The organism is Collinsella aerofaciens, from assembly GCF_015556945.1.
GTDB lineage: Bacteria > Actinomycetota > Coriobacteriia > Coriobacteriales > Coriobacteriaceae > Collinsella > Collinsella aerofaciens_AO.
In genome coordinates this window covers 23161-33835 of the sequence record NZ_JADNNH010000026.1, presented here as the reverse complement: position 1 = coordinate 33835, position 10675 = coordinate 23161, and the positions used below count along the sequence as shown (strand labels likewise).

Genomic DNA, 10675 nt, shown 5'->3' with positions numbered 1-10675 from the left:
CTGACCGGTGGACGGCACCGAGCCGTACGCTTGAACTGAGAAGGGGGAGGCCTCGCGGCCTCCCCCTTTTTTGCGTTTACCGGGCATAAATGACTCATTTACGCCAGACGATTTAATTCTTTTTGGTATTGAGCTTTTATTTAAAGAAAATAAAACGAATAACAAGGGCGACTGCTATGGCTGCAATGATCAAAAGCAGGATTGTCAGTCGATGCTGCTTGCGTCGTTTACTTGATGAAACGAAGATTGATTTTCCCTGTTTTGGCGTTTCGAGATAGCGAGCCGAATGCGTCAAGGTTTGCTTTGGTCGAGGACCTCTTTGTTGATGAGCGGCGGATGCTTTCATCGGCTCATCACTAGCTGCGCTGTTTTTAGATAATGGTGCGTCTTTCAGATATACAGGGTCTCCCGAGGCGACGCCCATATGTTTACGTCCCGTTTGGGCATCCTCGAGCGTTTGATATCGATTTCTCGTCACATACTCGGGCTCCGGATCATTAATGGGCTCTTGCGAGATGTGGGGGCGATGGAACCGTGGCGGCTGCGTGGAAGTATCTTCCCCCTGCGTCGGCATAAACATATTGTTCTGGTTTTGGTCGTCCATGATGCCCTTTAGCTCGTTACCAACAACGTGTACGCGCTCATTGTAAGCCCCTTGTTATTTGTAGCTGGGGACATACTCGGTATTTAAGCTCTGGTTCAAAGAACCTTAACCTTCCTAAAACCTGAGTCATACGCACTTAGATATGCTTATAGTACTGGACTCAAAAAACTTTATAGTCGATGTATATATGAGCACTGGGTGGGCATATATAAGAGCGTCAAAAGAAGTCCCAGTCACCTGGAAGATGACTCGGCAGTCCTATAAAGGAGTGGTAAACATGGCAAGCATGGTTCCTTATCGTTCGGTTTTTGGCGTTCGTCCCTCTGCAAGCTCGCTGTTCGATCTGTTTGATGATATGAGCGACCTAGCGAACAGCTCGATTGCCTCTAAGGCGTTCCCCGTTGACGTTGAGGATAAGGGCGATGGCTATGAGGTCAAGGCTTATCTGACCGGCGTCGCCAAGGACGATATCGATGTCGAGCTTAACGAGGGCCGTCTGTCCATTAGCGTGAATGTCGAGGAAGACGAGGAGAACGAGGGCAAGAACTTCCTGCAGAAGGAGTTCAGCTCGTACAGCGCGACGCGTGGCGTGTATCTTAAGGACGCTTCGAGCGAGGGCCTCTCGGCTAAGTACGCTGACGGCATCCTGACCGTTACGGTTCCCAAGATCGTCGAGAAGAAGAACGTTACGAAGATCTCCATCGACTAACTTCGTTGGTGTTCTTCGCTATTAAAAGACAACAAAAGGGGCTGGGAAGCGATTCCCGGCCCCTTTTGCTGTTTAGGGCAGTCTATTGAATGGTTGCTGGCCGATACTGGCTTGCGGGGCGTATCGAGAGTTTTCGCGATCCTTGGAGAAGGGTGGCGGAGCTGCCGAGCTCGTCATCCAGGGTTGCGGCCAGAGCTTTGGCATAGCTTTTGACGGTAAAGCTCGGACGATTGTTATCTTGGCTGATATGCATGGCAATGAGCTGTTCGGTGCGATCGGTAACAAGTTCGCGCGCGGCTTCGGCGGCTTGGCCATTGGAGATGTGTCCCCTTGCAGACAGGATGCGCTCCTGAAGAAAGCGGGGATATTCTCCCTCGCGCAGCATGGTCGCATCGTGGTTGCTTTCGAGCGCGAGGACTCGACAATCTTTGAGGGTGTTCATGGCTTGGCTCGATAGCTCTCCGGTGTCGGTGGCAAAGCCGATGGAATCATCGAGAGCATTGAATCGATAGCCGACTGGATTGATGACATCGTGTGATGTTGAGTAGGTTTGCACGTGGATGCCGGCAATGGAAAGGGTGTCACCGGGATCGAATTCCTCGACAGGCAGATGCGAAAGATTTTCTTTGTTCGAAAGAGTGCCCCTGCTGGCAAAGAGGGGGCCGTGCCAGTGCTTGCACCAGATATCGAGGCCCTTGATGTGATCGCTATGCTCATGAGTAATGAGAAGAGCCGAGACGTTGTCAGCCGAGAGCCCCAGTTCTGCCATGCGCTTTAATGTCTCGCGGCGAGACAGTCCGTCATCGACCATAATGAGCCCCTGCGGGCCCTCGATGAGCGCGCAGTTGCCTTTAGAGCCACTGCCGAGGATATGAAGGTGCAGACGAGACATAAGATTCCAAAGGATACAATGGGTGCGGACGAATAGAGGAGGAAGCAAATGCCTACGGTATCTCAGCATTATGGACACCATGCCGTGCCTGGGGCAGTCGATGAGACCCGGACGAGACAGCAGGCTGCTCCTGTCGTGCTCATGGTATCAGGCGGCGCGGACTCGACGGCACTGCTTCTTATGGCGTGCACATCAAAGCTGGATATCCAAGACGGACGCGGTGTTGCCCCCATCGCGCGCGAGCGACTGCACGTGCTGCATGTGAACCATCATCTGCGCGGCAAGGCGTCCGATGGCGACGAGGCCTTTGTGCGTGAGCTCTGCGCACAATATGGTCTACCGCTGTGTGTTGAGCATGCCTATTTTGATGATGAATCGGGCAATATCGAGGCGGCTGCCCGCGAGGTGCGCTATGCCGCGGCGCGAAGGTATGTTCGCGAGCTCTGCGCCCAGACGGGGGCACCGCGAACGGCGGCTCGTATCTGCACCGCGCACACGTCTTCGGATCGCGCGGAAACGTTTTTGATGAACGCAATTAAGGGTTCGGGGCCCGCTGGTCTATCGAGCATTCCTCGCCGGAGGAATATCGTGGTGCGTCCCTTGCTCGACCTAACTCATGGCGAGCTCGTGGGCTATCTACAGGTACATGGTCAGCCGTGGCGTGAAGACGAGAGCAATGAGGATATCTCGTATCTGCGAAACTACGTGCGCCATCGGGTAATGCCGGTGGTGGCACAGCGTAATGCGAGCGTGTGCAAGACGATTGGCGCCGCCTGCGAGATCTTGGGTGATGAAGATGCGTTTCTATCCCAGCTGTCGGCACGGGCGTTTCGAAGCTGTTTGCGCAAAGAGGCAGCGGGCGCGCTGGTGCTCGATGCCAGGCGCCTTGCTGCGGCCGAGGTGGTAATCGCGCGGCGCATCGTGCGACTGGCGATCAAACGCATCGATCCGGATGCTCGTCCCGAGATGCGACATGTGGAGCGAGTCCTTTCCTGCGTTGCCGAGGGTGCCGGCTCGGTCACGCTTCCGGCGGGGATTGACGCACGCATTGAGTTTGGCATGCTGGCGTTTAAGGCGCCGGTGGCTCGCGAGGGCCTGGTCGCGGACTGGGTTACCGTGCCCGGTCGTTTGCCGTTGGGCGGGGGACGTATGCTGGTCGCAGAGTCGATGGTCGTTGAGCCGGGATGCGACATCGTGCGCCGCGCCCGTGAGCTCGCGGCTGCCGGGGAAGCGACAGCTTTGGTAGACGCGGCTGCCCTGGGTTTTGCCGACAGCGATAGTGAGCGGATCCTGGCGGGCTCGCGTGGCGAGATCCCTGCCGAGGCGCGATTGGCGCGCCTGTGGGTGGACGGTCCCGCACCGGGAGACGTGATGTGCCCGTTAGGGATGAGTGGCCGAAGCAAGAAAGTATCCGACTTGCTAGGTGAGGCTCGCATTCCCGTTTCCGAGCGCGCCGGCGTGCCCATGGTGAGGACGGCCCCGGGGGGTGCCGTGGTGTGGGTCGCCGGAGTTCGCGCGGACGAGCGTTTTAAGTGCACGGCCGCAACGCGCGTGGCATATCTGCTTCGTGTGGTCGATGCGGAATAGCGTCCCACGCCAGCTATTCTGTGCGACGTTGACGGTATTCCCGCGCTGATGGCGTACGGGCTGGAAAATATTCCCCGTGCGCTGCTAGAATGTGAAGTTCGCGTCCATACGGCGGTGTGTGGGCGATAAGCACAAGAAAGGGTTGTCATGGCTTCTCAACATCCGGATATCGAGAAGGTTCTGTTTACGCAGGAGAATATCGACGGTATCGTCTCTCGCCTGGGCGAGGAGATTACGCGCGACTACGCGGGTAAGGATCTGGTGCTGATCGCGGTCCTACGCGGCGCCGTGGTCTTTATGGGCGACCTGATGCGCAAGATCGAGCTGCCGACCAACATCGATTTCATGGCTGTTTCGAGCTATGGCGACGGTGTGAAGTCCTCGGGTATCGTGCGTATCATTAAGGACCTGGATATCGACATCCGCGGTCGCGACGTGCTGATCGTCGAGGACATTCTGGACTCGGGCCTGACGCTCAAGTATCTGATGAAGAACCTCGAGAGCCGCAAGCCCGCTTCTCTGGAGGTCGCCGCCTTCCTGTGGAAGGACGTTGAGGACCGCGTCTCGGCCATCACGCCCAAGTATGTTGGAACCCATTGCCCCGATGCCTTTGTGGTGGGCTACGGCCTCGACTATGCCGAGCGCTATCGTAACCTTCCGTATCTGGGCATTTTGAAACCGGAGGTTTATTCGTAAGATGCCCGACGACCATAACGATAACAATTCCCAGACTCCCCGGGAGCCTAAGATCCCGGGGATGCCCGGAGGCAAGAAGCCCACGCGTACGGGCTGGCTGTATTTTATTTTGGCTTGCGCGCTTCTGGGCTACGCCTTCTTTAACATGGGCTCCGGCTTTGCCAATTCCAGCAATACCGTTAAGCTCGCGACGAGCGAGATGGTGAGCGCCATCAAGCAGGATCGCGTCGAAGATCTGACCTATACGGTTCAAGACGGAAGCGTGACGGGTCATTACTGGAAGACGAAGAAGGACAAGGGCGATACGAGCGAGCTCAAGAGCTTCTCCTCGACCTATGTCGGCTCCGATTCGCTTGCCGAGCTCATGGCGGAGCACCCCGATACCAAGTACATCGTCAACACCAACGATCCCGATTTTTGGGGCGACTTGGCGATGAGTGTGCTTCCGACGATCGCCCTTATCGCCATCATGTTCTACTTTATGCGCCAGATGATGGGCGCCAACAACAGGAACATGCAGTTTGGCAAGACCAACGCCAAGACCAACGAGGCCACACGCCCCAAGGTCAAGTTTGAAGACGTTGCCGGCGTGGACGAGGCAGTCGAGGAGCTCGAGGAGATCCGTGACTTTTTGAGCGATCCGGATCGCTATCGCAAGCTGGGCGCCAAGATCCCGCGTGGCGTGTTGCTGGTTGGCCCTCCGGGCACCGGTAAAACGCTGCTGGCCAAGGCCGTTGCCGGCGAGGCGGGCGTGCCGTTCTTTAGCATCTCGGGTTCCGACTTTGTCGAGATGTTCGTAGGTGTCGGCGCCAGCCGTGTGCGTGACCTCTTTAAGGAGGCCAAGTCCCAGGCCCCGTCGATCATCTTCATCGATGAGATCGATGCCGTGGGACGTCAGCGCGGAGCCGGCTTGGGCGGCGGCCACGACGAGCGCGAGCAGACGCTCAACCAGCTGCTGGTCGAGATGGACGGTTTTGAGGAGAGCGAGTCGGTCATCCTGATCGCCGCCACCAACCGCCCCGACATTCTGGATCCGGCGCTGCTGCGTCCCGGCCGTTTTGACCGTCAGGTTACGGTCGACCGTCCGGACGTGAAAGGCCGCGAGCAGATTTTGCGCGTGCATGCCGAGAACAAGCCGATGGACGAGGACGTTAAGTTTGAGAAGCTCGCCCAGATGACCGTTGGCTTTACTGGTGCCGATTTAGCGAACCTGCTCAACGAGTCTGCGCTGCTGGCCGCTCGCCGTCATCGTTCCGTGATCTCGATGGACGAGGTCGAGGAATCGATGGAGCGCGTGATTGCCGGACCGCAGCGCAAGGGTCGCGTGATGACCGAGGCCGAGCGCACCACGATTGCTTACCACGAGAGCGGTCACGCCCTGGTGGGCCACATCCTGGAGCACTCCGATCCGGTCCACAAGATCTCGATCGTCAGCCGCGGCCAGGCGCTGGGCTACACGCTGCAGCTTCCGCAGGAGGACCACTTCCTCAAGACCAAGAACGAGATGCTCGACGAGCTTGCCGTGTTCTTGGGCGGTCGCGTTGCCGAGGAGCTCATGTGCGATGATATTACGTCGGGCGCGAGCAACGATCTGGAGCGCGCAACCAAGATGGCGCGCGAGATGGTCACGCGCCTGGGCATGAGCGAGGAGCTGGGCACGCAAGTGTTTGGCGAGGCGCAACATCAGGTGTTCCTTGGTCGCGATTACGCCGATCACCAGGATTACTCCGAGGAGACGGCGCGCCGCATTGATATCGAGGTTCAGCGCATCATGCGCGAGGCCCATCGTCGTGCTGTCGAGATCTTGGATGCCCGTCGCGATCAGCTCGATCTGATGGCGAAGGTGCTGCTTGAGCGCGAGACTGTCGAGGGCGATGCCGTGAATGCCCTGCTCGATAACGAGTGGGACGCCTACCTTGAGCGCGAGGGCGATATCCTGGCGGCCAAGGAGGAGCGCAATGCCAAGGCGGCCGGCATGCCGACCAAGAAGCGCGTGCCTCGCATGAGCGAGGAGGAGCTGGCGGCTGATGCCGCGGCCTTTGCGCAGGCGGCCATGCAGGAGGATGCCGAAGCCGCATCCGATGATGCTGACGATGACCATGCCGTCGTCGGTGCCGACACCGACAAATAGTCTTTGTGGCAAAAGCCTCCGCGGGGAAACCTGCGGAGGTTTTTTCTTTTGAGCGATATGGGGCCGTCTGTTGATTGGGGACAGACTTAAATGAGCGTTTTCACGCATTTAAGTCTGTCCCCAATCAACATTGCTGCGGCACTTTGCTCGGCTAAAGCGTACAATAGCGCCTATGCGAAAGGGGAACAGATGATCAACGAAACTATGTATGCTCGCGGCGCGGAAAGCTCCATCATCCGTGAGATTTTTAGCTATGGCCTTGAGCGCAAGGCGCAGATCGGTGCGGAAAACGTATTCGATTTTTCGCTGGGCAATCCGAGCGTTCCGGCGCCCGCTGCTGTGGCTGAGTCGATTAAGAAGGCCCTGGAGCTGCCGAGCGACCAGCTGCACGGCTACACGCCCGCACCGGGCCTGCCGCAATGTCGTGCCGCTGTGGCCGAATCGCTCAACCGCCGCTTTGGCACGAGCTATGAGGGCAAAGACGTATTTATGACGGTGGGTGCCGCGGCTTCGCTCACCTGCACGCTCAACGCCGTTACGAACCCGGGCGACGAGGTTATTGTTATCGCCCCGTACTTTCCGGAGTATCGCGTTTGGATTGAGAAGGCCGGCTGTACGTGTGTTGAGGCGCTCGCCGATGAAGATACGTTCCAGCTGAGCGTGGACAACGTGCTCAAGGCGATCAGCGATAAGACGGCGGCCGTCATCATTGACTCTCCCAACAATCCGACCGGTGCCGTATATACATGCGACACGCTGACGCGACTGGCCAATGTTCTGCGCGAGGCCAACGCTCAGCGCGATCCCGAGAATCCGATTATGCTCATCTCGGATGAGCCGTACCGCGAGATTGTGTACGGTGCCGAGGTGCCTTGGGTGCCCTCGATCTACGAGAACACCGTGGTGTGCTACTCGTATTCTAAGTCGCTATCGCTACCTGGCGAGCGCGTGGGGTGGATCTTGGTTCCCAACACCAATCCGCAGGCTGCCCGTCTGATGCCGGCCGTTGCCGGTGCCGCCCGTACGCTGGGCTTCGTGTGCGCGCCGGCGCTCTTTCAGCGCGTAATTATCGACTGCATCGATGAGCCGAGTGACGTTGAGGCCTATGCACGCAACCGCACCGCGCTTACCGACGCACTAGCGGAGTATGGCTACACCTATGTTGAGCCGGATGGCGCGTTCTACCTATGGGTGAAAGCATTGGAGCCCGATGCGAATGCGTTTTGCGAGCGCGCAAAGAAGTATGAGTTGCTTGCGGTTCCCTCGGACAGCTTTGGTATGCCGGGTTGGTTCCGCCTGGGCTATTGCGTGAGCTACGAAACGATTGTCAATTCGCTACCCGCTTGGAAACAGTTGGCGGACGAGTATCGTTAAAAGTAAAGCGCTCTGCCTACAATGTTTTACGTGAAACTGGGTTTGGTGTTAAGCCGGACCCCGTTGTCATGGGCGTTGTGTCTTTGGGATGGAGTGGTTTTACGACTATCGAAGGCTATGCGTACAATGAATATAAGCGACGGCCGTGCCAGATAAGGAGACCTGATGCCCTACCTGCTTTCTTGTGACATTCATACCCATACGATGTTCTCTGCGCATGCATATTCGACCATTGAGGAGAATGTGTACTGGGCGGCAGAGCGTGGCCTGCAGGTGCTCGGATCTGCCGACCATTTGAGCTCTATGGTTACGGCTTGCCCCAATGACCTGCGCAGTTACCAGTTCTTTATCAACCAGGATATCTGGCCGCGCATTTGGAGCGGCGTGCTGGTGCTGCGTGGTGCCGAGGCCGATATCGTTTCGCTGGACGGAAGCCTGTTTGGCGAGGACACTCCTGTCACGCTCGATATTGCCGGCGATTCGTACAGCCGTCAGCATTCGCTGTTCGATTTGGTTACGCGTAATTTGGATTATTTGGTTGCGAGCGTGCATAATCCGCAGATTGCTGAGGGCGCGACGCTGGCCCAGACGACCGAGATGTATATCAATGCCCTGGAGCACCCCAAGGTGTTCATGCTGGGTCACACGGGGCGTTCGGGCGTGCCGTTCGATATCGACGAGGTGCTGTTGGCAGCTAAGGCCAAGCACAAGATTATCGAGATCAACAACCATAGTCTTGAACACGGTGTCGACACTGAGCATTGGGCCGTATGCCGCAAGATCGCCGAGCGCTGCGCCGAGCTGGGCGTGGGCATTGGCGTGTCGACCGATGCCCACATTGGCATGGCCATTGGCAAGCTCGATCACGCGCGCAAGATGCTCGACGAGATTCACTTCCCACTGGATTTGATCGTGACGCGCGACCGCGAGACGCTGCTGTGCGAGATGGCGGCAGCCGGCGTGTGCGATCTGCGCAATGGGATGTAGCGGAGTTTATAAACCAAGCGAAGGGGGCGGCCCAGGCGGGTCGCCCCCTTTCTTGTCCCAAAAATCTACTGAGGTTGGTTAGCGGCGTTCGAGGACCGCTACGGTTTCGGTGTGGTCGGTGTGAGGGAACATGTCGACGGGCGTGATCTTGAGCAGGCGATAGCCTCCGTCGAGGAGCTGGTGCAGGTCGCGCTCTTGGGTCACGGGGTTGCAGCTGATATAGGTGATGCGGCGCGGCTTAAGTGCGCAGGCAGCTTCGAGGAACTCGGATGTAGAGCCAGCGCGCGGCGGGTCGATGGAGAGAACATCGACGCGCTCGTTGTTATCGGCGGCGTCCAGGATGTAATCGGTGGCGTCGTCGGTCATAAACCAAGCGCTGCGGGTAAGACCGTTGAGCTCGGCATTGCGGCGTGCGTCGGCAATGCCCGCCGGGTTGCGCTCCACACCGAGCAGCATGATGCCGATACCCTTGTTCTGGGCATCTTTAGCTGCGCAAAGGCCGATGGTGCCGCTGCCGCAGTAGGCATCCATAAGCACATCGCCCTGGTGCAGATCCATGCCGTCGATAGCGAGCTGGTAGAGCAGCTCGGTCTGCTGCGGGTTGGTCTGGTAGAACGCGGTGGGGGATATATCGAACTCACAGCCGAGTAGCTGGTCGCGCATGCACTCGGCGCCATAGACGATACGAGTCTCCTCACCCAAGATGGCGTTACCGGGACGGCCATTGATATTTTGGGCAACGGTGACGATATGCGGATCGAGCGCCGCGACGGCCTCAAAGAATTCCTGCGCATGCGGCAAGTCGCGCTGAGCGGTCACGAGCGTGACCATGACCTGGTCGGTACGCCAACCGCAGCGGACGACGGCATAGCGGAGCAAGCCCAGATGCTTGTCCTCGTTAAAGGCGGGAATATGCAACCGCTCAGCTTCGCGTGCGATGCCGTTGAGAATCTGACGAGCGCCCGACGCCTCGACAGGACACTCGGGTACGGCAACGATCTTGTGCGTGCCGCGCTCAAAGAAACCGCAACGGACAGCACCCTCCTTACCGGGAGCAAACGGAGTGGCAGCCTTATGACGAAAACCACGCGGCGCAGGATACTTGCCCGGGTCGCCCAGGGTGACGCCCATGCCGCGAATGGGGCCGACGCTAATACCCTCACGCTCGCAAAGCGCAGCAAAAAGCTCCTCCATAGCAGCCTGCTTAGCTGCCAACTGCTTTTTATAAGGACGATTGAGCGCCGTGCACCCACCGCAAGCTTTCATGATGGAACAGGGGGACTTGGGATCCACAGCTTTACGCGCAGACGAAACCGAATCCTTGTGCGAGCCCTTGGAGCGAGTCTGAGGCGTCTTATCCCCGCCTCGACGAGAGTCAGAACGCTTGGTCTTAGCCCTGCTCTTGGTCGATTTGCTTTTTGCAGCTTTAGAAGACTTGGATTTCGTAGAAGATTTCTCCTCCTTCGACCCCTCAGCCGCCTCGATCAAAGCACGACGAGCCTTACGCTCCGCACGAGATTCTGCCATGAATTAACTCCACTAATATACAAATTGAAATCTGAAAGCATTGTACCGTGCCAAGCTAGCGGACGATATGTAAGCGCCCATTTCATGTCAGTGATAAGTCCAACGATGTTTGCCCGGCGTGGGCGGGGAGCGGCGCGTAATTAAGTTTATCGCGAGTTCCGCACGAAC

9 protein-coding genes are annotated in these 10675 nt (G+C 57.8%); 6 read left to right on the top strand and 3 right to left on the bottom strand.

The window, feature by feature from the left end; genetic code table 11:
* Nucleotides 1-136: 136 nt before the first annotated feature.
* Nucleotides 137-604 carry a hypothetical protein gene (locus I2F59_RS07895; protein ID WP_195503802.1) on the bottom strand — a complete coding sequence of 156 codons (468 nt, stop codon included), beginning with the start codon at nt 602-604 and terminating at the stop codon, nt 137-139.
* 277 nt (nt 605-881) lie between these two features.
* Between I2F59_RS07895 and I2F59_RS07890 the strand changes: the two genes are divergently transcribed.
* Complete coding sequence (locus I2F59_RS07890) at nt 882-1313, top strand: Hsp20/alpha crystallin family protein (RefSeq protein ID WP_035138719.1); 432 nt, start codon at nt 882-884, stop codon at nt 1311-1313.
* Nucleotides 1314-1395: 82 nt separating this feature from the next.
* On the opposite strand, the gene I2F59_RS07885 is transcribed toward I2F59_RS07890, so the two are convergent.
* A complete protein-coding gene (locus I2F59_RS07885; RefSeq protein WP_195503801.1) occupies nt 1396-2205 on the bottom strand; it encodes an MBL fold metallo-hydrolase in 810 nt (269 codons plus the stop codon).
* 48 nt (nt 2206-2253) lie between these two features.
* Between I2F59_RS07885 and tilS the strand changes: the two genes are divergently transcribed.
* The 5 genes from tilS to I2F59_RS07860 all read left to right on the top strand — a co-directional run bounded on the left by tilS (nt 2254) and on the right by I2F59_RS07860 (nt 8980).
* Complete coding sequence (gene tilS / locus I2F59_RS07880) at nt 2254-3792, top strand: tRNA lysidine(34) synthetase TilS (protein WP_195503800.1); 1539 nt, start codon at nt 2254-2256, stop codon at nt 3790-3792.
* Nucleotides 3793-3939: 147 nt separating this feature from the next.
* Complete coding sequence (hpt, locus tag I2F59_RS07875) at nt 3940-4488, top strand: hypoxanthine phosphoribosyltransferase (protein ID WP_195503799.1); 549 nt, start codon at nt 3940-3942, stop codon at nt 4486-4488.
* Between the two features lies 1 nt (nt 4489).
* On the top strand, nt 4490-6619 hold the full coding sequence (gene ftsH / locus I2F59_RS07870; protein ID WP_195503798.1) for an ATP-dependent zinc metalloprotease FtsH: 2130 nt from the start codon (nt 4490-4492) through the stop codon (nt 6617-6619).
* Between the two features lie 189 nt (nt 6620-6808).
* Entirely contained in the window at nt 6809-7993 is a 1185-nt protein-coding gene (locus I2F59_RS07865) for a pyridoxal phosphate-dependent aminotransferase (protein ID WP_195503797.1), read from the top strand.
* A 165-nt stretch (nt 7994-8158) separates the two neighbouring features.
* Nucleotides 8159-8980 (top strand): phosphatase, encoded by an 822-nt coding sequence (locus I2F59_RS07860; RefSeq protein WP_022093941.1) that lies wholly within the window; start codon nt 8159-8161, stop codon nt 8978-8980.
* Nucleotides 8981-9058: 78 nt separating this feature from the next.
* Here the strand turns inward: I2F59_RS07860 and rlmD are convergent, their stop codons facing one another.
* Nucleotides 9059-10507, bottom strand: coding sequence for a 23S rRNA (uracil(1939)-C(5))-methyltransferase RlmD (rlmD, locus tag I2F59_RS07855; RefSeq protein ID WP_195503796.1), 1449 nt, complete (start codon nt 10505-10507; stop codon nt 9059-9061).
* Nucleotides 10508-10675 lie beyond the last annotated feature (168 nt).

Coding starts and splice junctions, on each gene's coding strand:
- I2F59_RS07885 (WP_195503801.1), bottom strand. CDS start 2,205: ATGTCTCGTCTGCACCTTCATATCCTCGGCAGTGGCTCTAAAGGCAAC.
- rlmD (WP_195503796.1), bottom strand. CDS start 10,507: ATGGCAGAATCTCGTGCGGAGCGTAAGGCTCGTCGTGCTTTGATCGAG.
- I2F59_RS07895 (WP_195503802.1), bottom strand. CDS start 604: ATGGACGACCAAAACCAGAACAATATGTTTATGCCGACGCAGGGGGAA.
- I2F59_RS07865 (WP_195503797.1), top strand. CDS start 6,809: ATGATCAACGAAACTATGTATGCTCGCGGCGCGGAAAGCTCCATCATC.
- ftsH (WP_195503798.1), top strand. CDS start 4,490: ATGCCCGACGACCATAACGATAACAATTCCCAGACTCCCCGGGAGCCT.
- hpt (WP_195503799.1), top strand. CDS start 3,940: ATGGCTTCTCAACATCCGGATATCGAGAAGGTTCTGTTTACGCAGGAG.
- tilS (WP_195503800.1), top strand. CDS start 2,254: ATGCCTACGGTATCTCAGCATTATGGACACCATGCCGTGCCTGGGGCA.
- I2F59_RS07860 (WP_022093941.1), top strand. CDS start 8,159: ATGCCCTACCTGCTTTCTTGTGACATTCATACCCATACGATGTTCTCT.
- I2F59_RS07890 (WP_035138719.1), top strand. CDS start 882: ATGGCAAGCATGGTTCCTTATCGTTCGGTTTTTGGCGTTCGTCCCTCT.